Source organism: Anaerocolumna aminovalerica (assembly GCF_900115365.1).
Taxonomy (GTDB): domain Bacteria; phylum Bacillota; class Clostridia; order Lachnospirales; family Lachnospiraceae; genus Anaerocolumna; species Anaerocolumna aminovalerica.
Genome location: NZ_FOWD01000004.1, coordinates 40,014 through 65,614, shown reverse-complemented (window position 1 = coordinate 65,614; position 25,601 = coordinate 40,014). Strand labels below are relative to the sequence as shown.

General features: G+C 34.4%; 22 protein-coding genes. 4 read left to right on the top strand and 18 right to left on the bottom strand.

Translation table 11 applies throughout. From position 1 onward, the window contains the following. Positions 1-25 precede the first annotated feature (25 nt). A complete protein-coding gene (locus tag BM183_RS03370; protein ID WP_170847875.1) occupies positions 26-676 on the bottom strand; it encodes a YesL family protein in 651 nt (216 codons plus the stop codon). A gap of 276 nt (positions 677-952) precedes the next feature. Next, entirely contained in the window at positions 953-3,181 is a 2,229-nt protein-coding gene (locus tag BM183_RS03365) for a YcdB/YcdC domain-containing protein (RefSeq protein WP_091684383.1), read from the bottom strand. A 252-nt stretch (positions 3,182-3,433) separates the two neighbouring features. Between BM183_RS03365 and BM183_RS03360 the strand changes: the two genes are divergently transcribed. Both BM183_RS03360 and BM183_RS03355 read left to right on the top strand, forming a co-directional pair. Beyond that, complete coding sequence (locus BM183_RS03360) at positions 3,434-4,132, top strand: AzlC family ABC transporter permease (RefSeq protein ID WP_091684381.1); 699 nt, start codon at positions 3,434-3,436, stop codon at positions 4,130-4,132. Continuing rightward, positions 4,129-4,464 carry a branched-chain amino acid transporter permease gene (locus BM183_RS03355; RefSeq protein ID WP_091684379.1) on the top strand — a complete coding sequence of 112 codons (336 nt, stop codon included), beginning with the start codon at positions 4,129-4,131 and terminating at the stop codon, positions 4,462-4,464. Before BM183_RS03360 ends, BM183_RS03355 begins: the two co-directional genes overlap by 4 nt. Positions 4,465-4,626: 162 nt before the next feature. Here BM183_RS03355 and BM183_RS03350 read toward each other — a convergent pair whose 3' ends face one another. The 6 genes from BM183_RS03350 to pepT all read right to left on the bottom strand — a co-directional run bounded on the left by BM183_RS03350 (position 4,627) and on the right by pepT (position 14,134). Beyond that, a complete protein-coding gene (locus tag BM183_RS03350) occupies positions 4,627-5,862 on the bottom strand; it encodes a DUF1015 domain-containing protein (RefSeq protein ID WP_091684377.1) in 1,236 nt (411 codons plus the stop codon). A gap of 137 nt (positions 5,863-5,999) precedes the next feature. Continuing rightward, positions 6,000-7,160, bottom strand: coding sequence for a phosphoglycerate dehydrogenase (locus BM183_RS03345; RefSeq protein ID WP_091684376.1), 1,161 nt, complete (start codon positions 7,158-7,160; stop codon positions 6,000-6,002). Between the two features lie 132 nt (positions 7,161-7,292). Beyond that, entirely contained in the window at positions 7,293-8,378 is a 1,086-nt protein-coding gene (gene serC / locus BM183_RS03340; RefSeq protein ID WP_091684374.1) for a 3-phosphoserine/phosphohydroxythreonine transaminase, read from the bottom strand. A 322-nt stretch (positions 8,379-8,700) separates the two neighbouring features. After that, complete coding sequence (ilvB, locus tag BM183_RS03335) at positions 8,701-10,386, bottom strand: biosynthetic-type acetolactate synthase large subunit (RefSeq protein WP_091684372.1); 1,686 nt, start codon at positions 10,384-10,386, stop codon at positions 8,701-8,703. A 170-nt stretch (positions 10,387-10,556) separates the two neighbouring features. Beyond that, positions 10,557-12,230 (bottom strand): dihydroxy-acid dehydratase, encoded by a 1,674-nt coding sequence (gene ilvD, locus BM183_RS03330; RefSeq protein WP_091684370.1) that lies wholly within the window; start codon positions 12,228-12,230, stop codon positions 10,557-10,559. 680 nt (positions 12,231-12,910) lie between these two features. Then, positions 12,911-14,134, bottom strand: a complete 1,224-nt coding sequence (pepT, locus tag BM183_RS03325) for a peptidase T (RefSeq protein ID WP_091684369.1) — start codon at positions 14,132-14,134, stop codon at positions 12,911-12,913. A 674-nt stretch (positions 14,135-14,808) separates the two neighbouring features. Between pepT and BM183_RS03320 the strand changes: the two genes are divergently transcribed. Then, positions 14,809-15,252 carry a DUF3888 domain-containing protein gene (locus BM183_RS03320; RefSeq protein ID WP_091684367.1) on the top strand — a complete coding sequence of 148 codons (444 nt, stop codon included), beginning with the start codon at positions 14,809-14,811 and terminating at the stop codon, positions 15,250-15,252. A 262-nt stretch (positions 15,253-15,514) separates the two neighbouring features. On the opposite strand, the gene efp is transcribed toward BM183_RS03320, so the two are convergent. The 7 genes from efp to BM183_RS03280 all read right to left on the bottom strand — a co-directional run bounded on the left by efp (position 15,515) and on the right by BM183_RS03280 (position 20,520). After that, positions 15,515-16,072, bottom strand: a complete 558-nt coding sequence (gene efp, locus BM183_RS03315; protein ID WP_091684365.1) for an elongation factor P — start codon at positions 16,070-16,072, stop codon at positions 15,515-15,517. 311 nt (positions 16,073-16,383) lie between these two features. Next, positions 16,384-16,827 (bottom strand): type II 3-dehydroquinate dehydratase, encoded by a 444-nt coding sequence (gene aroQ / locus BM183_RS03305; RefSeq protein WP_091684600.1) that lies wholly within the window; start codon positions 16,825-16,827, stop codon positions 16,384-16,386. Between the two features lie 98 nt (positions 16,828-16,925). Further along, entirely contained in the window at positions 16,926-17,456 is a 531-nt protein-coding gene (locus tag BM183_RS03300; RefSeq protein ID WP_091684598.1) for a shikimate kinase, read from the bottom strand. 39 nt (positions 17,457-17,495) lie between these two features. Then, positions 17,496-18,005, bottom strand: a complete 510-nt coding sequence (locus BM183_RS03295; RefSeq protein WP_091684362.1) for a YqeG family HAD IIIA-type phosphatase — start codon at positions 18,003-18,005, stop codon at positions 17,496-17,498. A gap of 190 nt (positions 18,006-18,195) precedes the next feature. Continuing rightward, complete coding sequence (locus BM183_RS03290) at positions 18,196-18,780, bottom strand: DUF2087 domain-containing protein (protein WP_091684360.1); 585 nt, start codon at positions 18,778-18,780, stop codon at positions 18,196-18,198. 84 nt (positions 18,781-18,864) lie between these two features. Continuing rightward, positions 18,865-19,257 carry a hypothetical protein gene (locus BM183_RS03285; RefSeq protein WP_091684358.1) on the bottom strand — a complete coding sequence of 131 codons (393 nt, stop codon included), beginning with the start codon at positions 19,255-19,257 and terminating at the stop codon, positions 18,865-18,867. A 213-nt stretch (positions 19,258-19,470) separates the two neighbouring features. Continuing rightward, positions 19,471-20,520 carry an aminopeptidase gene (locus tag BM183_RS03280; RefSeq protein WP_091684357.1) on the bottom strand — a complete coding sequence of 350 codons (1,050 nt, stop codon included), beginning with the start codon at positions 20,518-20,520 and terminating at the stop codon, positions 19,471-19,473. A gap of 586 nt (positions 20,521-21,106) precedes the next feature. Here BM183_RS03280 and BM183_RS03275 point away from each other — a divergent pair. Then, positions 21,107-21,817, top strand: coding sequence for a gamma-glutamyl-gamma-aminobutyrate hydrolase family protein (locus tag BM183_RS03275; protein ID WP_091684355.1), 711 nt, complete (start codon positions 21,107-21,109; stop codon positions 21,815-21,817). A 160-nt stretch (positions 21,818-21,977) separates the two neighbouring features. Here the strand turns inward: BM183_RS03275 and BM183_RS03270 are convergent, their stop codons facing one another. The 3 genes from BM183_RS03270 to araB form a co-directional block, all read right to left on the bottom strand. Beyond that, entirely contained in the window at positions 21,978-23,045 is a 1,068-nt protein-coding gene (locus tag BM183_RS03270; protein ID WP_091684354.1) for an aldose epimerase family protein, read from the bottom strand. A gap of 147 nt (positions 23,046-23,192) precedes the next feature. Beyond that, the gene (locus BM183_RS03265; protein WP_091684352.1) at positions 23,193-23,879 is read right to left on the bottom strand and encodes an L-ribulose-5-phosphate 4-epimerase; all 687 of its coding nucleotides are present in this window, start codon (positions 23,877-23,879) and stop codon (positions 23,193-23,195) included. Between the two features lie 35 nt (positions 23,880-23,914). Beyond that, a complete protein-coding gene (gene araB / locus BM183_RS03260) occupies positions 23,915-25,588 on the bottom strand; it encodes a ribulokinase (RefSeq protein ID WP_091684350.1) in 1,674 nt (557 codons plus the stop codon). Positions 25,589-25,601: the final 13 nt, after the last annotated feature.

Here is a 25,601-nt window from a genome sequence, read left to right as displayed (position 1 = left end):
TTAACCAATACTTATTTCTGCGGTCTTATTCCAAATACCATTCATCTATTTTGGGACCTTCTCCATCTTCCGATTTGGGAATATATTTTTTAAATACCCTTTCTAATGGAAGAGAACATAATAAGAGGCAGATTCCTGAAGAAAAGAATAGGAATATAGGCTGCATCCACGCAATAAAAGCAAAACATCCAACAATAAGCAGCATAAGAATCGTAGTTGGCAAATGTTTTACAGACATAAGAAAAGCTGTTTTCAGTATCTGCAATTTACCCATAGTAAATCTTGATAATAGTGGAAATACATAAACTGTACCGCACAGCATGATAAAAGAAAATGCTGAAAATACAGCTAAGAAAATAAATCTCATATTGGCATCTTCCATAGCTTTGGCAAAATTCAGATCTATATACAATATGTAATATAATGCCATTAAAATAATGCCAAGAACCATACCGTTTAAAAAGTTCATTTTAAAAGAATGAAAAAATTCCCGAAATAAATATCCTCTTTCTCTTCTGATTACTTTTACTACAGTATAATACAATGCCGTGGTAGCAGGACCTATAGTTATAATAGGCAGGCATAACAATAACCACAGAATACTGATAACCAATATATCCCACATCTTTCCTAAGAAGCTAAAAACGCCATTGTCCATACTAAATAAATTATTCATTATATTTCTCCTTTTGCTCTTCATAAGTTGAGATAACTATATATTACTATTTTATCATAAAAACCTGGGAAGAAAAAGTACAATTATAATAAATATAGAAGTTGATTCAACTCAGGCACAGTGCTGAATTACATAATTAAGACAGAAACGGTTTCAAACATTGTAAAGACCCACTGTCTTTGATAGGGTTTAACATACAAGAAAGCGAAGAATCCCAAGCTTCATGAGATTCTTCGCCTCTTCCGGCATCAGATGCCTAATATTTAATTATAAAATTTATTTATTTGCAGAAAGTAAAGTTAATACCATGTCTGCAGCTTCTGCACGTGTTAACTTTTCATTGGGTCTGAATTCATTCCTGTCGTTTTTAGTAATAAGGTTTAAGCCATAAGCAAGGGCTGCATATCCTATATTGGATTCTGTAATTTGGCTTTGATCAACAAAAGCAGTATTGTAAATACCTTTTACTTTTGCGATGTTATCATATCCTAATATTTGCACTGTGAATTTTGCAGCATCGATACGTGTAATTGAAGAATTATTATTGTTTAGTTCATATTGCTTATCATAATAATAGTTCAATTTAGTAAGGAATCCATTTAACTCCTTGCCGGTGATTGCCTGATCCGGTAAGAATTTATCACCTTCAAAGCCAACTCCCAGTTCTGCCAATAGAAGAATATTCTTTTCTGATTTGTGTCCCTTAATATCACTGTAGGAATATTTACCTGCATTATCTTTATATTCTTTTCCATCATAGTCTAATTGTTTACCTGTAAAAGGTGATACATATGGTGGATATAAATCATTTCTATACACTAATCTGATTTCACTTTTTACGGAATACCCCTCAGCCTGTTGTTCTACTTTAGCCTTGCCATTATAGTTGTGAATATTATTAATTTCATATATTAGTCCAAAGGTATCCATTGAATTATAATACTCATAAGCTTTCTCCGGAGATATTATATTCTTTGGTGATTCAAATTGAATGTTTTCATCCCAGTTATAAGAGAATTCATATATTTTACCAGTTATACCATCTACAGCGCCATGTATTCCATTATAGGAATAATTTATTTTTTCATGAACTCTATCATAATTGTAATAATATCCGCCGTAAATTTCCTTTTCTCCCTTATAGCCGATTATATAGGAACCTTCATTTGCAGCTAGAACTGAACTTTCAAATAGGTTTGGAATCTGATCCTTTAAGAATTTTTCTAAAATTGTCTGTCCTTGCTTTTTACTGTAATTAATCTTAGGTAATTCTTTTCCTTCCAATCCATAATAGTAGGCGTCTTTTACACTGGAGGAGAATGATATTAATTTACCGGTTTTTGCATCAACTGTGGCACTGGCATGTGGACGGTAAGTATCTCCGCCTTTCTCATTATTTACTTCTCTTGGATCTGAAAAATAAATATTCCATACGTATTTATCTTCTGCGCTTTTACCATCTTCTCTTATATAATGATAATCTCTATATTTGTATAAACGTGCAGATACAGACTTTGCATTTTTATCTAATAACAAATTGGAATTACCGGTTACTGCTTTAATTGCTTTGTCTTTACTGATTAATCCCTTTAAATCCTCAATTTTTGCTATTTCCTCATCAGAAAGGCCTCCATTACCAGCTGCATCAGCAGCAGCTTCTTTCTTTGATTGATTCTCAGTAGTATTCACCCATTGATTTTGGGTTGTATAGATTTCACCAGTTTTTGCATCTACAGAAGCGTAAGATAATTCCGGTGAATACACAAGGAATGCCTTAATGGTTGTATTACCTTTATCATCTGTTTCATATGCATTCTGATAAGACAATTTCATGGTTACTTTTTTGCCTAATTTCTCGGAAGCTTCTTTTTCGGAAATTTTTACATCGGCAGAGGGAACCTTTACATCAAACAGCCAATTTAATTCATAAGAAGTTACTTTACCTGTTTCAAAATTTACACCTACAGTAACGGTATTATCTGGCATAGGAATTTTATTTTCCACACGTCTGAAAGTATAAACATATTGACTGGAATAACTTCCATAGGATTCTGCTTTCACAAATTCTATTTTATCTGCAACTTTAGGTTCAATTTTCTTAATAAAATCCATTGCAGTAGACTGCAATTCTGATTTTAAATACTTAGGAGTTGACCTACCATCCTTATTATCATTGAAATTATACCTTATAATGTTGTCGTTTTGGTCAACACTAACCGTAATATTTTGAGAATAATCCTCATTACTCCAGTTTAAATACCAATAAGCATTTTCATAAGCATTTTGAGTATTATAATAATAATCAAATTTGATCATTTCTTTTGGAATAAAAAGCTTTGCTTTTACAACTTTAATAACTGATTCCAGTTTTTTATCCGTGGGCTCTGTGACACTATTTCTGGCTTGTGTTCCTTCCACCGCCGCTATTCCAGCAGCGTTAACTGGTAAACCGGTAAATAGCATACAGCCAATTAAAGCCAAAGGTATTATTTTTTTCTTTACCATTTTGTTTCCTCCTTCAATTTCTAAATCAAATTTCTTATATATTTTTTGATATACATTAGACGAAGTAAATTATGGTATAGTTCCATAAATTTAGCAAAAAGTTTTTAATTTTTTAAATTTGAATTATTTGCAAAGTAACAGTTTTAAAAAACAGGAAAAGCAGCCTTGCTTTCATCTAAATTAATATTGCGAAATACTTCAATTTATACTATCATTAAAATAATGCATGATTATACAAAGGAGACTATATTTATGAGCACAAAACAAAAAGCATTAAAATCAGCATTTCCTCATACCATACCTGTTTTAACCGGTTACCTTGTATTGGGAACAGCCTTTGGCATTTTGATGAATAGTAAAGGATATTCAAGTGTCTGGGTTGTATTAGTAAGTTTATTCATATATGCCGGCTCCATGCAATTTGTTGCAGTCAGCTTGATTGCCGCCGGTTTTCATCCTTTCTATACTTGTCTTATGACCTTAATGGTAAATGCAAGACATTTATTTTATGGAATCTCCATGTTATCTAAGTTTAAAGGCATGAAAAAAAAGAAACCATATCTAATGTTTGGGTTAACGGATGAAACCTTTTCCATCTTATGTTCTGCCCAGCCTCCTGAAGGAGTGGATAGAGGTTGGTTTATGCTATTTATAACTTTATTAAACCATATATACTGGATAACCGGTTCCTTAATAGGCAGTGTTGTAGGAGGCCTAATTACTTTTAATACGAAAGGAATTGACTTTGTACTTACCGCCTTATTTGTAGTAATATTTATTGATCAATGGAAATCTGCAAAAAACCACATACCTGTTCTCATAGGTGTTGGCTCTTCAATGCTTTGCAGATTATTGTTTGGAGCAGATAGCTTCATTATCCCCTCCATGCTCCTAATCCTTTTATTAGTTACCGTCTTACAAAAGAAAATCCAAGGGAGGAATTTAATATGACATTTACAACTAGGCAATCCATTCACTTTTTTGGAATTATCAGTATTACCACTATTTTTATCAGAATATTGCCTTTTCTTATATTTCCTGACCATAAAGAGACCCCCAAATACATAACCTATCTTGGCAAAGTCTTCCCATATGCTACGATTGGAATGCTTGTTGTTTACTGTTTAAAAGATATATCTTTTAAAGCAGCTCCCTTTGGTCTGCCGGAAATAATATCCGTAGGGGTTATTGCCCTATTACATTTGTGGAAAAAGAATACCCTTTTAAGTATAGGTGCCGGAACGGTATTATACATGGTACTGGTACAATTAATATTTATATAAATAATAAATCTGAACCCCAGTTATTATGCGCCAAAACTTCTTTACAAACCATGGTAACAAATTGTATTAGTTTTCATGCTTTGTAAGAAGTTGGGCAATTCGGGAATTTGTAATAATTTTTTATCTATTACCAAGAATCCCCTGTAGATTATCATGATTCTTTTATATTCTATGTATGAATAAACCGCTTCTTAATTTCGGTTCAAACCATGTGGATTTTGGGGGCATTAATTTACCTGCATCCGACACTGCAAATAATTCATCAATTCCGGTAGGATACATGGAGAATGCCACTGCCATATCTTCCTTTACCCTTTTTTCCAATTCTTTTAATCCCCGAATACCTCCGATAAAATCAATTCTTTTATCTGTACGGGGATTGCCTATTCCTAAAATCGGTGATAAGAGATAATTTTGCAATATGGAAACATCCAGAGACTCTACCGGATCATTACTACAAACGGTTTCTTTGATCACTAGCCTATACCATCTATCTTTAAGATACATTCCAAAGCTGCCTTTACTATCTGGGTTCCATGCTTCCTTACCAAGTTCCTCTATCGTGAAACCTTCAGATACTTTATCCAGGAATTCCTTAATGCTAAGTCCATTCAGATCTTTTACCACACGGTTATAAGGTAAAATCATTAACTGGTCTTCCGGAAATAGCACCGATAAAAAATAGTTAAATTCTTCTGTTCCATCATATTCCTCACAGGACTCTCTCCTTTTTAAGCCCACCTTTACCGCAGATGCGGCTCTATGATGTCCGTCAGCAATATAAATATTACCTATAGCGTTAAATTCCTGTTGGATTATTCCAATTCTATCCAAACCGTCTATTCTCCATACATTATGGGTAATACCGTCCACTGCTGTAAAACCATATAAAGGTGTTGACCTTTTCACTTCATTAATTACAGCATTTATCTTACTATTGGAGCGATAGGCCAGAAAAATAGGTCCCGTCTGGGCACTACAGGTGTCTACATGACGAATTCTGTCAAGTTCTTTATCTTCCCTTGTTTTCTCATGTTCTTTAATAACCTTGTTTAAGTAATCATCAATGGAAGCACATGCTACAAGGCCGGTTTGGGCTCTGCCCTTCATTATTAATTCATATATAAAGTAACATTCCTGTTTATCTTCTATAAAAATACCGGCCCTAATGTTTTCCTCTAACAAGTCTTTTGCTTTTTGGTATACCCGAGTATCATACATGTCTACACTGTCATCAAACTGGGTTTCTGCCCTGTCAATCTTAAGAAAGGATAATGGTTCCTTCTCTACCTCTGCTTTTGCCTCTGCACGATTATATACATCATAAGGTAAAGCAGCCACCCTGCTTGCAACTGTTTCATTAGGTCTTATACATTGAAAAGGTCTAATATTTGCCATGGTATATTCTCCTTACTTTTATATTTATTTTACTATATTTATACAAATATGCAAGTTACATATAGTTCTTAACGAAAAAAGGATTTTGTAAAGTACAAAATCCCTTTATTATTCATGTATTAACTAATAAAATAAAGTTATATTACCCTAACCTTCAGAACACCCTCTATTTCACTAATTTTTTCTTCAATGGCAGCTGACAACTCTTCTTCAATATCAATTACGGTATAAGCATAATCGCCTTTGCTCTTATTGATCAAGTTAGAAATATTAATATTTTCAGAAGATAGAACACCTGTAAACTGTGTTAACATATTAGGAATATTTTTATGATTTATGGTAATACGTTTTCCCGATGGCAATGCTCCCGCATCACAATTAGGATAATTTACGGAGTTTTTGATCGTACCGGTTTCCATATATTGTTTCAGCTGTTTTACAGCCATAACAGCACAGTTATCTTCGGATTCTTCTGTTGATGCACCTAAGTGAGGAATTGCTATAACTCCTTCCATTCCTGCTGTTTTTTCATTAGGGAAGTCTGTTACATAGCATTTCACTTTACCTCTCTTAAGGGCAGCTTCCATATCATTATCATTTACTAATAAATCTCTTGCAAAGTTTAAGATAACAACTCCATCTTTCATCATGGCCATAGTATCTTTATTAATCATTTCTTTGGTATCCGGTAATAAAGGAACGTGAACGGTAATATAATCACAGGTATGATAGATTTCTTCCTTTGTTTTTACATATTTTATATCTCTGGATAAATTCCATGCATGTTCTAATGAAAGATAAGGATCATATCCATATACCTCCATACCTAATCCGTTTGCTGCATTAGCAACTAAAACCCCTATGGCTCCAAGTCCAATAACACCTAGCTTTTTCCCAAGAATTTCTCTTCCTGCAAATTGGGATTTTCCTTTTTCCACTAATTTAGCCACGTCCGGATCATCTTTTATAGATTGAACCCAATTAATACCCCCTACTACATTACGTGAGGCCAACATTAAACCGGCCATTACTAACTCTTTTACACCGTTGGCATTGGCACCGGGAGTATTAAATACAACAATACCTTTTTCTGCACATTTATCAAGAGGAATATTATTTACTCCTGCGCCGGCTCTGGCAATTGCTTTTAGGTCAGCAGGCAAATCCATTTCATGCATGGAGGCACTTCTAACAAGAACCGCTTCCGCTTCTTCCACGGAATCTACCTGTTTATAATCATCGGTGAATAAATTCACACCTACAGCAGCTATAGGATTTAAGCATTTATAATTTACCATAACAACCTCTTTTCTGGCACTTTAGCGCCTTATAATAGAATGGCAGCTTTGTACATCAGTACAAATTGCCGGTTGAAACATTGATTTTTAACTTAATCTCGATTTTGGCGCTTTAACGCCTTTTTAATTGCATTATTTTATGTTTTCTGCCTCAAATTTCTTCATAAATTCCACTAATTTTTCAACACCTTCTATTGGCATTGCATTATAAATACTTGCACGCATACCACCAACGGTTCTGTGGCCTTTCAAGTTCTCAAATCCTGCAGCCTTTGCTTCTTTTACGAATTTGGCGTCTAATTCTTCATTGCCAGTAACAAAAGGTACATTCATTAAGGAACGATCTGCTTTTCTTACAGTTCCCTTAAATAATTTACTTTGATCTAAGTAATTATAAAGAACGGCTGCTTTCTTTTCATTATATTCCTTCATGGCAGCTAAACCGCCTTTTTTCTTAAGCCATTTAAATACTTTGCCGCAGATGTAGATTCCGTATGCAGGAGGTGTATTATATAAAGATTTATTATCCCCGTGTATTTTGTACTGCAGCATGGTTGGTGTACCAGGTAGGGTATCTTCTGTAATCAGATCTTCCCGAATAATAACAATTACAACACCGGCGGGGCCTACATTTTTCTGAACTCCCCCATAGATAATACCGTACTTTGTTACATCAACCGGTTCTGACAAGAAACAGGAGGATACATCCGCTACAAGGATTTTTCCCTTGGTATTAGGTAAGGTTTTATATTTGGTTCCATATATAGTATTGTTCTCACATATGTAGACATAATCAGCATCTTCACTTATTGGAAGGTCTGAACAGTCCGGAATATAGGAGAAAGTTTTATCTGCCGAGGATGCAATTGCATTGGCTTTGCCGAACTTTTTGGCTTCCTCATAAGCTTTTTTTGCCCATTGGCCAGTTATAATATAATCTGCTACTTTATTCTTCATTAAATTCATAGGAATCATAGCAAACTGTTGTGAAGCACCGCCTTGTAAAAATAATACCTTATAATTATCCGGTATGTTCATCAAGTCTCTTAAATCCTGTTCTGCTTCTTCAATAATTGTTTCAAATGCTTTTGATCTATGGCTCATCTCCATAACCGACATACCAGTGCCCTTGTAATCAAGCATTTCTTCTGCTGCTTCTCTCAATACTTCTTCAGGTAATACTGCAGGACCTGCTGAAAAATTATAAACTCTACCCATTTGAATATCCTCCTTTTATCTCTATCATAACTTTTACATTATCCATTTAACGCTTGAACACTTTAACACATTATAGAACTTGGTTAAATTTTAGTCAATATGGTATTAGTCATCTTTTATTATTAAATTTAATAAATTTTCCATATATTACTTATCATTGCAATTAAAACCATATTATTAAGAAACAGAAAAGAATAATTCTCTGATTTATTTTTACTTTTATACTTATCTAATTAAATTTCCCTGCCTTGCCTTTCCCTATTTCTATAATGTATTTGTACTATTTATATTCTCTTTTCTTTTTTTTATATTTCTTTTTCTTTTATTTTTCTTTTTCTTCCAGATCTTCTTCTGTAATCACTTCTTCAATTGGTGCTCCCGGTGCAACCATGGGCCAAACTTTATCATCACTTTCTATATGGCATTCAATCACAACAGGAGTATTTAAAGAAAGAGCTTCTTTTAAAACAACCTCTACTTCTTCTTTTTTTGTAATACGATAAGCTTTTGCTCCCATAGCTTCTGCCACCTTTACAAAATCTACTTTATCATGTAAGGTAGTCTGTGAATATCTTTTACCATAGAATAAGGACTGCCACTGTCTTACCATTCCTAAAACGTGATTATTAAAAATAATTTCTATAATTGGTATATTATATCTGGTGGCAGTTGCGATCTCGTTCATATTCATTCTAAAACAGCCGTCTCCTGCTATATTAATAACTGTTTTATCCGGGTTGCCGACTTTAGCTCCAATACAAGCTCCCAAACCATACCCCATTGTTCCAAGACCGCCGGAGGAAATAAAAGTTCTTGGTTTCTTATATTTTATAAATTGTGCCGCCCACATCTGATGCTGGCCTACTTCTGTTGTAATAATTGCATCACCTTGTGTCAATTCGTAAATCTTTTCCAGAATATAGGGTCCTGTTAATATTTCAGGATTATATTTTAATGGGAATTGTTCTTTCATTTCTAAAACCTGGTTTACCCATGATTCATGGTCTTGTTGTTCTAATTTTGCATTTAATCTTTTTAAAACTTCTTCCACATCACCGATGATGCTTTGGTGAATACTTACATTTTTATTAATTTCTGCGGGATCTACATCAATTTGAAGTATTTTAGCATTCTTTGCAAACTTGGAGATATTTCCGGTGACTCTATCACTGAATCTGGAACCTATAGTAATCAGCAGATCACACTTGGTTACACTTAAATTAGCCGCTTTTGTTCCATGCATACCTAACATACCTGTATATAGAATATCTTCTCCATCAAATGCACCTTTACCCATCAGAGTATCTGCAACTGGTGCATGAACTTTTGACACGAATTCTTTTACTTCATCTCCGGCATCGGAAATAACAGCACCGCCCCCTATAAAGATAACTGGTTTTCTGGCTTTCCGAATCATCTCTAATCCGGCTTGAATATCTTCTTCTAATATGGTGTCTGATTTTTTCCTGATTTTCTTAATCGGAACTTTGGTATATTCGGTTTTATTGGCTGTCACATCTTTTGCAATATCCACTAAAACTGGTCCCGGTCTTCCTGACTGTGCAATTTCGAAGGCCCTTCGTAAAGTCTCTGCTAAATTATTTACATCTTTAACAATAAAGTTGTGTTTTGTAACAGGCATAGTAATGCCTGTAATATCTACTTCCTGAAAACTGTCTTTCCCCAGTAGATTAACAGAAACATTGCCTGTAATGGCTACCATAGGAACAGAATCCATATATGCAGTTGCTATGCCAGTCACTAAATTGGTGGCACCTGGTCCGCTGGTAGCTAGGCACACACCAACTTTACCGGTAGAACGGGCATATCCATCTGCTGCATGAGAAGCACCTTGCTCATGGGAAGTTAAAATATGTCTGATTTCACTTTGATGTCTGTATAATTCGTCATATATGTTTAAAACAGATCCTCCCGGATACCCGAATATAGTATCAACGCCCTGTTCTTTTAAACATTCCACTAATATCTGCGAACCTGTTAACTGCATTCTGACCTCGATTCTAGCGCTCTTTCGCGCCTTTAATATTGACAGCAATTTGTACACCAACACAATTTGCCGTTTAAAAACTTTTTATCTATATTTCCATCTTCCTATAAAATCTATGGCATCCTGGCTTCTATTCGTAGAAGCTGGTGTGCCATAGATAGATATATCTTCTATTTCATTGTAGGGATTTCTAATATAGCTCCCCGGTTACCTGAAGTAACCATGGCAGCATAACGTGCTAAATAACCGGTCTTTATCTTTGGTTCTCTCGGCTGCCACTTTGCTCTTCGCTCTTCTAATTCCTCCTGGGAAACTTTCACATTCAAAGAATTGGTATTAATATCAATTTCAATAATATCTCCCTCTTCTACTAAAGCAATGGGGCCTCCAACTGCCGCTTCCGGAGATACATGACCAATTGCAGCCCCCCGGGAGGCTCCTGAGAAACGTCCATCGGTGATTAATGCAACGGTAGAACCTAATCCCATGCCAATAATAGCTGAAGTAGGATTTAACATTTCCCTCATACCAGGACCGCCCTTTGGACCTTCATAACGAATAACCACTACATCTCCCGGAATAATCTTACCGCCTTTAATAGCCTCTATTGCATCTTCTTCACAGTCAAATACTCTGGCAGGACCTTCATGTTTCATCATCTCAGGAGCTACCGCAGAACGTTTTACCACACCGGAATCAGGTGCAAGATTTCCTTTCAATACAGCAATACCGCCTGTCTGGCTATATGGAGCATCAATGGGACGAATAACTTCTGTATTGAGGTTAACACAACCGTCTATATTCTCTCCTACTGTTTTACCAGTAGCTGTAATTAAGTCTGTATGTAGCAGTTTCTTTTTGTTTAGTTCGTTCATAACTGCGTATACACCGCCGGCTTCATTTAAATCTTCCATATAGGTATGACCTGCCGGTGCCAAATGGCATAGGTTTGGAGTCTTAGCACTGATTTCATTTGCAATATCTACATTTAGGTCAACTCCTGCTTCATGTGCAATAGCCGGTAAATGGAGCATACTGTTAGTGGAGCATCCAAGAGCCATATCAACGGTTAATGCATTCAGAAAGGCTTCTTTCGTTAAGATATCTTTTGGTCTTATATTCTTTTCATAAAGCTCCATAATCTTCATGCCTGCATGTTTTGCAAGTCTGATTCTTTCAGAATAAACTGCAGGAATGGTTCCATTTCCTTTTAGCCCCATTCCTAAGGCTTCTGTCAGACAATTCATACTGTTGGCTGTATACATTCCAGAGCAGGAACCTGCTGTTGGACAGGTTTTGCAAGTATATTCTTCCACTTCTTCTTCTGATAATTTTCCTGCGCTATAGGCACCAACTGCCTCGAACATACTGGATAAGCTTGTTTTTTCTCCTTTTACACGCCCGGCTAACATAGGCCCTCCGCTTACGAAAATGGCAGGAATATTAATTCTTGCTGCTGCCATTAACAACCCCGGTACATTTTTATCGCAGTTTGGCACCATAACCAAGGCATCAAATCCATGTGCTATTGCCATTGCTTCAGTGGAATCCGCTATTAAGTCTCTGGTAACCAGGGAATATTTCATTCCAATATGCCCCATGGCAATACCATCGCAAACTGCAATAGCAGGGAATACAATTGGTGTACCTCCGGCCATGGCTACTCCTAATTTTACGGCTTCCACGATTTTATCAAGATTCATATGACCAGGAACTATTTCATTATAGGAACTTACAATACCAACAAGTGGTTTTTGTAATTCTTCTTTAGTTAATCCCAGCGCATTAAACAAGGATCTATGTGGAGCCTGCTGCATACCTGTTTTTACCGCATCACTATTCATATACTACCTCTTTTCTACCGTTTTATTTTACGCTGCTATTAGAATAAAATATATTTTACAGGTTTTATAAATGATTTTTTTTATCCATATTCTTATATTCATTTTCATTTCAAATGATTTGGATTTTTTCCCATTGAAATGTATATTTTTTCGTGTTGTCGTCTATAATATATCACTTTAAAATAAAAATCAATGATTTTTTAGAAATTACTTTATATTTAATAAATATTATTATGCAATTCTTTTGTAAGGGTGCTATTCTAGTTGGTAATAAAATGATTTTTATACACAATCTTTCATAATTAAATCTTCTGAAATTTAATATAACACTCCCCTTTAGTCCGCTATTTCACTGGACTTATTACTGCTTACTAAGGTAAATTTTAATTTTAAATTAAATCTCATATTTATATTTATTAACAATTATTGTGTTTTTCCAGCAATTCATGATTCAGAAATTAAAAAGTGTGTTTTACAGTCAATGACATTTGTTTTATATACAATGACATTCGTTTGGTACACATTGACATATGTTTCTTATCCAAAGACAATGTTATAATATGGTTAATTATATATATTAGTTCTTAATGGAAGATAGTATAAAAAGGGCAAAGAATAAAGTTTCTTTGCCCTCTTAAATCATTGCATATATATTTACATATTCATAAAAAACATCATAATTATTCAGTATATATACCAACAATATTAAGTAATATTTCTACCACCTTCTCCATGGACTGGATGGGTATATATTCGTATCTTCCGTGGTAATTATGACCGCCGGTACATATATTTGGACAGGGTAATCCCATATAGGATAATCTTGCACCATCGGTACCGCCGCGAATTGGTGTAATAATTGGTGTAACGCCTGCATCTTCCATTGCCTTTTTTGCATTCTCTATCAAATGAAAATGTGGCTGGATTTTTTCTTTCATATTATAGTAGGAATCTTTTATAGAAGCTTTAAAGGTTCCTTCTCCGTACTTATCATTGAGATAACTTACGATTTTAAGGAAGTTATCTTTCTTTTGCTGAAATTTCACCTTATCATGGTCACGAATGATGTAAGAAGCTTTTGCAGAATCAACTCCGCCCTCCAAAGATTCCAGCAGATAGAATCCTTCGTATTTTTCCGTATACATAGGATTTTCTTGCACCGGAAGCATTCCTTGAAACTCCATGGCAAGTAACAGGGCATTGATCATTTTGTCCTTTGCAGAACCAGGATGAATACTGGTTCCTTGTATGAATAATTTGGCACCGGCTGCGTTAAAGTTCTCATATTCAAGTTCTCCAATTTCCCCGCCGTCTACGGTATAGGCAAAATCTGCACCAAAACCTTCTACATCAAAGAAATCAACGCCTCTTCCCACTTCTTCATCCGGAGTAAAACCAATTTGAATGGTACCGTGCTTGATATTGGGATTACTAAGCAAAGTCTCCGCCATAACCATGATTTCAGCAATTCCTGCTTTATCATCTGCTCCTAATAAGGTATTTCCGTCTGTAACGATTAAATCCTGTCCAATATATTGCTTAATTGCAGGATATTGAGAAGTTTCCAACGTAATTTTCAGTTCGTCATTTAATATAATGTCTTCTCCATTATAGTTCTTTACTATTCTGGGATTTACATCTTTACCGCTGATTGCAGGTGATGTATCCATATGGGCAATAAATCCGATTACAGGTACTTTCTTATCTATATTGGAAGGTATGGTTGCGTATACATAACCATGTTCATCTGTACGAACATTAGAAGCACCTAACTCCTTTAATTCTTCAACTAATACCTTGGCTAAATTTTTTTGTTTTTCGCTGCTTGGTACTGATTCCATTTCATCTACTGACTGGGTATCTATTTTTGCATATTTAATAAATCTTTCCGTTACATGCTTCATATTAACCTCATTTCTAGCGCTTTAGCGCTTTTTAATAATCCATTCTTATTCCATTATTACAAGCTTTATGTTTTTATATACTGTTTATAAATTTATGATTGGATATTGGGAACTATTCAATTCTTCAAATACTTATATACTTTTATTGTTTGTTGTTTTTTTGTCATGTTTTATTTTCTTTCTATTTATGATAGCATACAAAAAATTAATTTTCAATGTTTATAATATTTCAATAATATTATAAGCCGCTCATGTTTAATATGTTTTCCGATTTTCAACCGGAGTTAAACATTAAAATAGCCAACATACTTGGTTATAAGAGTACAACTATAAAGCCTTTAGAAACAGATAACGTAAATGATCTATTTAATAATTTAAAAACGGTAAATTATTAAATTAAAAATACTTGTCCCATCAGGAAAGTGGCTACCAATTACCTCATTTTGTTAGGAAGCTTATGCTGCCTTTCTAAAATATCACTTCCATCTCCTGGTTAAAATTGCATCCCCGAACCCTTTAAAATATATAACTATTAAAGCTAAAGTATAAATAATATAACTAGTGGCATTGACAATCCAATTCTAAACAAAGTCATAAGGATCGATAAAGTTATAATATTTCTAAATTAGCATTAATATACTGCATAAAGGAAAACAGTGAAATAGAGTGAGTCTATGAAAAAAAAGATCATATTGGTTGTAACTATATTTATTTTAATTATAGTTGTCTTCTCTGTAAAAAATTCAATTGTTAATACCACCGCTAAGCAAGCTGAAGAAGAATCACAGGATATATTGTATCAAGATGTTATCATTACTGCTCTTTCTCCTACGATTAATACAGCAATTGAAAACTATTATAAAAATATTTTGACTGAAACACCATTATATGATAGTTCTTTCATAAAAATTTTGAATATAGAACGCCCGAATGGCTATCGTACTTGGTATTTTATCATCAATATAGAAATTAATCCATTTATCGGACCACACATACCGGTGGGTAAAGACAGGATTTCAATAGAACTTTCATCCCCTGGACTTCAAGAAATACTAACTTTCGAACATGTAAAAGACTATCCTTTGCCAGAGCGTTATCAACATCTATATTTACATTGAATGCTAAATATAGATGCTGAAGGCTTTTGATTATAAAAAAGCTTATTTGATTAAACTTTAAAATAGTCTAATTGACTATAAGGTAATGTTAAAGGTAATGTCAGGTATTTCTACACCAGTTTCAAATTCCTCCGCTAGAACCATTTCCTTGCCATACATCAATAAGATTTCCATTACTTTTTGTTTGATTTAAAAAAGCGCAAAATCATTGAAAACACTGGTTTTCACTTGATTTTACGCTTTTTATAAAATTGATATTTATTTAAACTCTCTTTAAATATTCACCAGTTCTTGTATCGATACTAATCTTGTCACCTTGTTCTACGAATAAAGGTACATAAACAGTTGCGCCGGTTTCAACTACAGCAGGTTTTGAAGCACCTGTTGCTGTATCACCTTTAAAGCCAGGCTCTGTTTCAGTAATAACCAGTTCTACAAATAATGGTGGCTCAATTGCAAAAACTTGTTTGTTATGAGAAAGCATTTTAACCATGTCATTCTCTTTTACAAATTTTAGGGTGTCGCCAATTGCCTCTTCATTTAATGCAATTTGATCGAATGTAGTAACATCCATAAAATAATATAAATCACCATCTGAGTATAAATACTGCATATCGGAACGTTCAATATGAGCTTGTGGACATTTTTCAGTTGGTCTAAAAGTCTTTTCTATTACTCCGCCATTCTTTATATTTCTTAATTTAGTTCTAACAAAGGCTGCTCCTTTACCTGGTTTTACATGTTGGAATTCTATAACCTGATAAACGTTATTCTCCAATTCAATTGTTAAGCCATTTCTAAAATCGCCTGCTGATATCATACTTGATATTCCTCCTTAAATTCACTAACCTATAGTTTATATTATCCGACAATTTTTTTCAACTATTTTTTTTATAAGAACATTAAAAATGTTAAAAAGTGTATGACTTTTTTATTCAAATTAATATAGGACTTTTAACATGAATTATCTTATACTAATTTTGGTTTTAAAACTTGTTAAAAAATCTTTGCAGAAAAGCAAAGTGGTTGTTTATACACTTGAATTCATGGGCTTTTGCCAGGATTTTTTAGTAAGGCTTAATGAGAAGATCAATATTACGATAATCACTTTAAAAATGATTAAATTAATACTTATTGCTTATCATTTAGAATCTTTATAATTGCATCAATTGCCAATATATATCCTTGTAACCCTAAACCAACTATCTGCCCTGTACATACCGGTGCAGTTACTGAAACATGTCTGAATTCTTCCCTCTTATGCACATTGGAGATATGTACTTCAATCTTTGGAACCTCAATAGATGCCAATGCATCACGAATTGCATAGCTGTAATGGGTATATGCTCCGGGATTAATAATAATTCCTTCCGTACCATCAAAGTAGGCTTCCTGAATTCTGTTGATAATATCCCCTTCACAGTTACTTTGATAAGTATTAATAAAAACAGCTTCTTTTTGTGCTTTTTCTTTTAACAGATTTAAAAGATATTCAAAGTTTTCTTTCCCATATACTTCCTTTTCTCTGATTCCCAAAAAATTAATATTAGGGCCATTAATGACTAATAGTTTCATATCTTCCCTTTCCGAGATATTTCCCAGCTTCATTCTATATAAAATATTATGTTGCTTTATACATAGCAAACAATCACATTAAAATAAATCTATAAATGTTAGCTGCAAAATATATCTAATTGAATATTGCATAACCCTATTATTTCATCTATTATTTCGTTAAAATTTTTATGATCCGTTGAAACTGAAAAATGTGCAGCCTTTTCATAAATGGGCGTCCTCTGTTGTAAAAGATCATAAACTTTTTCTTCTACATTTTCCCCGGCAAGCAATGGCCTGGAAGTATCTCCTTGTAACCGTTTCATTAATGTTTCCTGAGAAGCTTTTAGATAGATAACATGTCCCAAACGTCTTAACAGCCGGTCATTACCTTCTGTAATTGGCAAACCACCTCCTGTGGATAGAACGGTTCTTGTCATATTTTTATACAAATCACTAATTGTGGCAGTTTCTAATTTACGAAAATATTCTTCCCCATATGCTGAAAATATATTTCGTACGCTAGTTTTATTTTCCTTTTCAATTAACTCATCTGTATCGCAAAAAGAATATTGTAACTTTTTGGCTAACTGTCTTCCCACACTGGTTTTGCCACTGCCCATGAAGCCAATTAAAATAATATTATTCATATATGTTTCCTGACTTTCATTTCTCTGGTTTTGTACCAATTAATTTGCTTCTAGTTTGTTTTGACGTCTATAAAAATAAAGAACAATTCGTTCTAAATAACGTTTTAAAACAATCTGTATCTCTTCTTTGGGTCCGATTGGCTTTACAAAATAGCTTTTAATACCTACACGGTTTGCTCCATATACATCAGTAAATAATTGATCCCCAATAAACACTGTATTACTAGGCTTTGTGCCCATTAACTTCATTGCTTTACAATAACTTTTTCTGGAAGGTTTGTGAGCATCATAAACAAAATGCACTTTAATATCTTTATTAAAACTGGATACCCTTTCTTCCTGGTTATTGGATATTAAACAAACTTTAAAGCCAATTTCTTTTAACTTACTGATCAGTTCAATGGCTCTCTTGCTGGCAGGGGCACCATGTTCTACTAAAGTATTATCTATATCAAATAGCAGACCACGATATCCTTGTTTGTATAAACTTTTATAATCAATGGCATATGCAGAATCTGCAATTTCGCTAGGATAAAATTTTTGTAACATTCAAAACCTCCAGATTAATTTCCTAATTCTGTTCTTCATTATAGCAGAACTATTTATAGATTGACAAGTAGTCAAAGACTTTTTGCGTTATTTATATTATGATTCTGAGCCTGAAAGGCGAAGAATCCCACATTAGAAAGATTCTTCGCCTTTCAGGCTCAGAATGACATGTTTAGAAAGTAAATATTACTTAGAGCAAATAATATTGAAGAGAACTCTTATTATTATTACCTTTTACCCAATATATATTACCCTCTCTCTCCAGTAAATTCTCAGATATCATATCTCTTCGAATGGTACAAAAATCATCATGGTAATCAGCAATGATAATATTTACTTCCCGCTCCGTATATTTTCTATTTGGTTCAAAGGCTTTTAGAATTTCTTCATAAACAATTCTTGCTTTTTTTCTTTGAACCGGTATGGATTTTAATTTACCATATTGAAAGAAATTACCGATTACTTTATTCCTATATTCTTCTTCTCTTTCCCGCTGCTTTTTCTCCTCAGAATTTTCCTGATGGACAAAATCCATCAATGACATATTAAGCAATTGTTGGTCAATTTCGTATATCATGTAATATTGTTCTTTTTTAGAATGTACTAAACCGGCCTCCTCCATTTTCTTTAGATGAAAGGAAACGGTAGATGGTGTCAGGTTCAGTCTTTCTGCTAACAGCTCTACGTACATGGGCTCATTTATCAAATTAGATAATATAGACAACCTTGATTTGTCACCCAGACACTTAAATAGCTTTACATTGTCCACTTTCATAATAACCTCGATTCCGGCGCTTTAGCACCTTTTAACAGTATGGCAGCCAGTTCACTTTGCCGCCCTATTTGCCCAGTGCCTGAATTATTTTATAATACAACTAAATTGATTTTTCAACTGTTCTGCCACAAATAGTTTATTTTCTTCTGTAACATACTGAGTTACATCATTATATTCTTTTGCCTTTTCATAATTTATTCTCCAATTAATAGGAATCTTATCAAAGTAGCCAAAAAAATCTTCACAAAATGCAGTTGCTTTTTCTTCTTCCGTCATATTTTTTTGATTTAGAACCTTTTTTTCACTGGCTGCTATTAAAGTTTCAAAAATTTCGTAAATATTTAATTTCACCTTTTCCAGATTAGCTTCATCCTCTTTATCTTCCTGTTTCAGCACTTGGATTTGTTTCTTACACTTCTCTGCCTCTTCTGTAGAAAAATCCAGATATTCTTTTTTGATTACTTCTATTGTTTTCATATTTACACCTATTTCATATCATATGCAGAAGATATATTACTCTGCTTATAGATATTTCATTGCCACAATCTATTAGGTTGAAAGGAGGATTTCGTGGCATCCTTTCTCTTTATATATTTTCTTTCAACCCATTTAACTTCATGCTGCTATATAAGCATCTCCATATATGGCATGGATGCCCCGGCAGCCACAATCTTTAAAGGCTCTGCCTCTCTATATAACCTGTTTGTTGTCAATAAAGACTCTTCCTGTCCCCACAAAGTCCTGATGCAATGGTGCATCATTTTTACCGCCAAACATAGTATTGTTACCAATAGCTATGTGAAAAGTTCCAAGCATTTTTTCATCTAACAATTCATAGCCGGTTATTTGATCTACTCCCTCATTCATCCCTATTCCGAATTCACAAATTACATTTCCATTCATGGGAAGGCTTCCCAGATATTCATTAAACTCCTCGGAATTTGAAGTTAACATTCTTCCTTCCTTAACAGCAATGGTAATATTCTTAATTTTCTTTCTCTCCCCCGTATTTATATCTTCATAATATAAACTTTCAAAGAATATTTCACCATCTGTTTTCTCTTCTACCGGTGCAATACTTACTTCTCCGCATGGCAGATCACCATCTCCCGCATCTATCTCCCAATTACGTTCTTCTAATAACATGGTCAGCTTTTTCTGCTCTCCGGAATATATAGTCACTTCTGTTCCTTTGCCAATTCCCTCTATAAAATCTTCACATTTCTTTTTTAATGACAAATAATCTATATCGTAAGCTTTTATCATCATCTTTTCATATACTTCATAGGACAATCCCGATTCCATGGCATTCTCCATAGTAGGAATCCGCAACTGAACTAATTTTTTCTTCTGAATAAATGTCTGAAAAAGCTTTCCCATAAAGCTGCGGTACATTTCCATATTCTCTTTTGGAAAGTCAGGTGCAGGCATGACCGGTCTGTACATACAGATATCAATTACAATATCTACAGCTTCAAAAATCTTATAGTAATTGTCTGAGAAACATCCTTCTTTCATATTTTTAAATAGCTTTGAATAGTTACTTCTATCATGTTGGAATTCCATTGGTGATGCTCCCAATGCCGCAACCTGGTTACTAAATCTATGCAGAAGCTCACGATCCGTCTCTTTTCCCCAAAACTGTAATAAAACCACCTCTCCTTTTTGAACTCCTATAGCTTCTTTTAAAAGCTTAAGTATCATTTCTTCTGAAAACATATGATTTTTTTCAGTTAACATAATATCCTCCGTTCTTAAAATCATTTATCAATTCAGCTTTATTATACACATGCAAATATATTATGTCAATATGTTTTTATATTTATCAAATCAGATTTTCACTTTTAAATTGATACTGTTTATCAATACAATTATTTTAATTAAAATATTTGTAGAATGTTTCATGATTTTTCAATAACATATAGTAAATAGAAATACAACGTGGTAAAATGTGTATATGTTATATTTAATCAAAGGGGATATTCCCTCTTGCCTGGAGGCAAGTTATCCACTTACGCTATTTGCTCATAACCTCATTGGCGCTAAGCGACATTTCAGCAGGTGCCCTAACGCCTGCTGAAACAGGCAAGTTCTTACCCCCATTGCAGAAGTGGGAGTAAGGACTTGCAGAAGCGGGGAACGTCCCTGATGAGGTTAAACCGGCAGCTATCAATAAAGCTTTATATGCCGGATAAAATGTGAATGTATTATTCACTAATATATTAATGTTTATTAAAAATGGAAAAGATATGGATAAAGTAGTTCTTTATTGAGACATACTCCATTATGAAATTAAATTTTAGATATAGCAGAAAGTGAGGCTACTATGAAGAAACCTATTATCGGTCTTACACCACAGTATGATTATGAAAAAAACAGAATTTGGGTTGGTCCAAATTATCTGGAAGCTATTTACGCATTCGGCGGTATACCAATTATGTTACCTCTGCATACAGACAAGGAATCTTTAAAAACAGCAGCAAGTGTTTGTGATGGGTTTTTATTTACGGGAGGACCTGACATTAGTCCTTTTCGATATCAGGAGGAAGCCATAGCACAATGTGGAGTTGTGGTGCCGGAACGGGATAAGATGGAGGAAGATTTATTTTCCGGCATTATTGATACCGATAAGCCTGTTCTTGGTATTTGCAGGGGAATGCAAATTATGAATGTATTCTTGGGAGGAAACCTATATCAGGATCTCTCAGCCCAGTTTTCACCCCCTGTACAGCTAGCTCACTCACAAACCTCCGGTAACTCTGTGTTATCACATTATGTTATTATTGAAAACGGAAGTTTGCTCCATTATATTAATCCAAAAGAGTATATTCAGGTAAATAGTTTCCACCATCAGGCTATTAAAGATTTGGCACCTTGTTTAAAATCAGCAGGAAAAGCAACAGATTCCTTAATAGAGGCTATTTACCATCCAGACAAGAAGTTCTTTTTAGGTGTTCAATGGCATCCGGAACATTTATTTAAAACAAATGAAGATGCAGCTAACCTTTTTAAAGAATTTATCAAAGCATGTAATTAACCATATATGTGTCCCATAACCATATATATTTTTCAATAGTCATTTTAAAGCAATGATTATTCTTAACCTGAGAATTTTCTTTAAGCTGACACAAAATGCACCCCAAATTTTAGATAAATAAATCTAATTTTGAGGTGCATTTCACCGTCTAGCGGCTTTTTCACTTACTTACTAAGAATTTATATATAGTACAGTGTTCATATACTTCACCGGCCTTTAATATGCAGGAAGGGAATTCTGGTGTATTGCAGGAGTTAGGATAATATTGGGTTTCAAAGCAGACCCCTCCTCTTTTTACATAAACTATGCCTTCTTTACCAGTTTCTGTTCCTGTAATAAAGTTACCAGTATACAATTGTATACCCGGCATATCCGTATATACTTCCATAACACGACCACTTTTCTCATCAACCAGTTCAGCAGCTTTTTCTACTGTTTTCCCCTGATTTGTTTTATTCAGTATATAATTATGATCATATCCACCTGCCTGTTTTAAAGGCGGATATTCTTTAAATATATCCTGTCCTATTGGTTTTAATGTCCGAAAGTCCATTGGAGTATCTGATACATCCCATATTTCTCCGGTGGGAATTAATTCATTATCTGTAGGTGTAAATTGATTTGCCAAAATCATCACTTTTTGGTTTAATACCGTCCCGGAACCGTGGCCGGCTAAATTAAAATAAGAATGGTTGGTTAAATTGACTACCGTATCCTGATCAGATACCCCATGATAGTTAAGAATAAGTTCATTTTCATCTGTTAAAGTATAGGTTATACTGACCTTTAGTTCCCCCGGAAAACCCTGTTCCATGTCCGGGCTTACTCTATAAAATTCAATAGATACTAAGTTTTCCTTCGATAGTACTTTAGTTTTATACATATATTTATTATAACCTACGGAGCCGCCATGCAAGTTGTTCTGCCCATCATTCTTTTCCAATTCATATGTTTTATTATGTATACGAATTACAGCATCTTTAATACGGTTGGCATTGCGGCCGATAAATGAGCCATACCCAGGTTCGTTATGCTCATAGGGCCCTAAATCATCATAACCAAGAACTACATCCTCTAACTTTCCCCATCTGTCAGGCACCATTATTTTCACAATAATTGCTCCAAAATCAGTAAAGCTTGCAGACATACCATTCTTATTTGTAATAGTATATAATAATGCTTCTTCTCCTGATGCTGTCTTTCCAAATGATTGTTTTTCTATTTTCATATAGCCCCTCCTATCATACTTAATTATTGTTACTGTAATACTATTCTTATTTTCAAGTATAACAGGTACACACTCATAATTCAATTCAATAGTATCTAAAAAATGGTATGATTTTTCTTTTATAATACTATTGCAGGCTATTTATTATTACTGCCCATAATAAGAGTTTTTACCATGTTTTCTTAGATAATGCTTATCTAAAAGTGTTTGTGATATATGTGATTCTTTTGGATTTAATGTTTCTGTATGAAATGCAATTTTGGCTACTTCCTCTAATACAACAGCGTTATGCACCGCTTCCGCTGCATCCTTTCCCCAGGCAAATGGTCCATGGTTAGCGCACAAAATGCCTGGGATATTCATAGGGTTGGTATCTCCTACTGTTTCAACAATAACAAGTCCGGTATTCTTCTCGTATTCTGTATTAATTTCCTCATCTGTAAGACTTCTGGCACAGGGAATGGCACCATAGAAATAATCCGCGTGTGTTGTTCCATAGCTGGGAATGCTTCTTCCAGCCTGTGCCCATGCAGTAGCCCATGGAGAATGAGTATGTATAATTCCACCCACTTCTTTAAATGCCTTATAAAGTTCAATATGAGTTGCTGTATCGGAAGAGGGTTTGTATTTGCCTTCTACAGGTTTTCCATTAAGATCTAATACTACCATATCTTCTGGTTTTAATTCCTCATAATTTACCCCGCTTGGTTTAATTACAATAAGACCCTCTTTACGGTCAATGCCACTAACATTACCCCATGTGTAGGTAACTAACTTTCTATTAGGAAGTTCCATATTTGCTTCATATACAAGTTTTTTTAATTCTTTTAACATAAATACAACCTACTTTCTCTTCCTATTCCCGTAATCTATTTCCTCTTTGCCTCAGCCTTTATTGCCTTTAACCTTTTCATTACTTCATTGCCGCCTCTGCCAAAATAATCATGAAGGATTTTAAATTCATTATATAGCTTCTTATATGTTTCTACATTTTCAGGTATAGGAGTATAGTACTCTTTCTTTACTTTACCCATTACTTTTGCAGCCTCAAAAATAGAATCATAGCCGCCTTTTTCAGTTCCAGCAGCAACAGCACCAAACATGGCCGCCCCAAGAGCAGGTGTTTGGTCAGAGGCAGATATTTTAATTGGCAGATTAGTTACATCTGCATAAATCTGCAGCAACATAGGATTTTTCTGTGAAATACCTCCGCAGGCATATAATTCATAAATAGGTACACCTGCTTCTTCAAAGGTTTCTATTATGATCTTTTTACCATAAGCAGTTGCCTCAATTAAAGCTCTATACATTTCTTCTGGCTTAGTTGATAACGTCATTCCAATCATCAGTCCAGTAAGATCAACATCTACCAATACAGAGCGGTTTCCATTCCACCAGTCAAGTGCCAGAAGACCACTTTCCCCTACCTTTAACTTGCTGGCTTTAGATGTTAAGTATTGATGTATATTCATTCCTGCATCTTTTGCAGCTTTAAAATATTCTTCGGGTACACAGTTTTCTACAAACCATTGAAAATGATCTCCAACGCAGGATTGACCTGATTCATATCCAAAGTACCCTGGTAAAACACCGTCTTCCACAACTCCACACATTCCTGGTACAATTTTTTCTTCTGTACCAAGTAAGATATCACAGGTGGAAGTTCCCATAATCATTAGCATCTTTCCAGGTTCTGTAATTCCAACTGCCGGCAAAGACACATGTGCATCTACATTGGCAATTCCTATAGCAGTACCTTCACATAAACCAATTCTTTCCGCCATGTCCTTTGTAAGTTCTCCTGCCTTTTCACCCAGAGAATAAATATCTGTGCTTAATTTATCTTCTACAACATTCTCAAGTCTTGGATCCAAGGCTTTAAAAAATTCCTTGGATGGATAGCCATTTTTTTTATTCCATATTGCTTTATAGCCGGCCGTACAACTATTTCGTTTTTCTACACCTGTTAAAGTCATGGTTACCCAATCTGTTGCTTCCATAAAACGGTCTGTTGCATCATATATTTCAGGAGCTTCATCAAGAATCTGCATAATTTTAGGAATCATCCATTCTGATGATATTTTTCCTCCATATCTAGCCAAGAAATCTTCTCCCCGTTCTTCTGCAATCTTATTTAATTTATTTGCCTCAGCTTGTGCAGCATGGTGTTTCCACAACTTAACATAGCTGTGAGGTACAGATTGGTATTTTTCTTTCATAGACAAAGGGATTCCCTGTTCATCAATGGGAAGTATGGTACAGGCTGTAAAATCAATTGCCAGGCCAATTACATTTTCCTTTAAGATTCCAGTTTCCTTTAGTACAGCTGGAATTGTTTCTTCTAAAACTTCCAAGTAATCTTCAGGGTGTTGCAGCGCCCAGTCTGGACCTAATTTTGTACCATCTGGTAAACATTCATCCATTACACCATGGGTATACTCCTTCACTGCCTGAGCAATTATTTCACCAGTTTCAACACCAACTAATACTGCTCTTCCTGATAAAGTACCATAATCTACACCAATGGAATATTTTTTGTTCATCACTTGAAACCTC

Coding starts and splice junctions, on each gene's coding strand:
- BM183_RS03370 (WP_170847875.1), bottom strand. CDS start 676: ATGAATAATTTATTTAGTATGGACAATGGCGTTTTTAGCTTCTTAGGA.
- BM183_RS03365 (WP_091684383.1), bottom strand. CDS start 3,181: ATGGTAAAGAAAAAAATAATACCTTTGGCTTTAATTGGCTGTATGCTA.
- BM183_RS03360 (WP_091684381.1), top strand. CDS start 3,434: ATGAGCACAAAACAAAAAGCATTAAAATCAGCATTTCCTCATACCATA.
- BM183_RS03355 (WP_091684379.1), top strand. CDS start 4,129: ATGACATTTACAACTAGGCAATCCATTCACTTTTTTGGAATTATCAGT.
- BM183_RS03350 (WP_091684377.1), bottom strand. CDS start 5,862: ATGGCAAATATTAGACCTTTTCAATGTATAAGACCTAATGAAACAGTT.
- BM183_RS03345 (WP_091684376.1), bottom strand. CDS start 7,160: ATGGTAAATTATAAATGCTTAAATCCTATAGCTGCTGTAGGTGTGAAT.
- serC (WP_091684374.1), bottom strand. CDS start 8,378: ATGGGTAGAGTTTATAATTTTTCAGCAGGTCCTGCAGTATTACCTGAA.
- ilvB (WP_091684372.1), bottom strand. CDS start 10,386: ATGCAGTTAACAGGTTCGCAGATATTAGTGGAATGTTTAAAAGAACAG.
- ilvD (WP_091684370.1), bottom strand. CDS start 12,230: ATGAATAGTGATGCGGTAAAAACAGGTATGCAGCAGGCTCCACATAGA.
- pepT (WP_091684369.1), bottom strand. CDS start 14,134: ATGAAGCATGTAACGGAAAGATTTATTAAATATGCAAAAATAGATACC.
- BM183_RS03320 (WP_091684367.1), top strand. CDS start 14,809: ATGAAAAAAAAGATCATATTGGTTGTAACTATATTTATTTTAATTATA.
- efp (WP_091684365.1), bottom strand. CDS start 16,072: ATGATATCAGCAGGCGATTTTAGAAATGGCTTAACAATTGAATTGGAG.
- aroQ (WP_091684600.1), bottom strand. CDS start 16,827: ATGAAACTATTAGTCATTAATGGCCCTAATATTAATTTTTTGGGAATC.
- BM183_RS03300 (WP_091684598.1), bottom strand. CDS start 17,456: ATGAATAATATTATTTTAATTGGCTTCATGGGCAGTGGCAAAACCAGT.
- BM183_RS03295 (WP_091684362.1), bottom strand. CDS start 18,005: ATGTTACAAAAATTTTATCCTAGCGAAATTGCAGATTCTGCATATGCC.
- BM183_RS03290 (WP_091684360.1), bottom strand. CDS start 18,780: ATGAAAGTGGACAATGTAAAGCTATTTAAGTGTCTGGGTGACAAATCA.
- BM183_RS03285 (WP_091684358.1), bottom strand. CDS start 19,257: ATGAAAACAATAGAAGTAATCAAAAAAGAATATCTGGATTTTTCTACA.
- BM183_RS03280 (WP_091684357.1), bottom strand. CDS start 20,520: ATGTTAACTGAAAAAAATCATATGTTTTCAGAAGAAATGATACTTAAG.
- BM183_RS03275 (WP_091684355.1), top strand. CDS start 21,107: ATGAAGAAACCTATTATCGGTCTTACACCACAGTATGATTATGAAAAA.
- BM183_RS03270 (WP_091684354.1), bottom strand. CDS start 23,045: ATGAAAATAGAAAAACAATCATTTGGAAAGACAGCATCAGGAGAAGAA.
- BM183_RS03265 (WP_091684352.1), bottom strand. CDS start 23,879: ATGTTAAAAGAATTAAAAAAACTTGTATATGAAGCAAATATGGAACTT.
- araB (WP_091684350.1), bottom strand. CDS start 25,588: ATGAACAAAAAATATTCCATTGGTGTAGATTATGGTACTTTATCAGGA.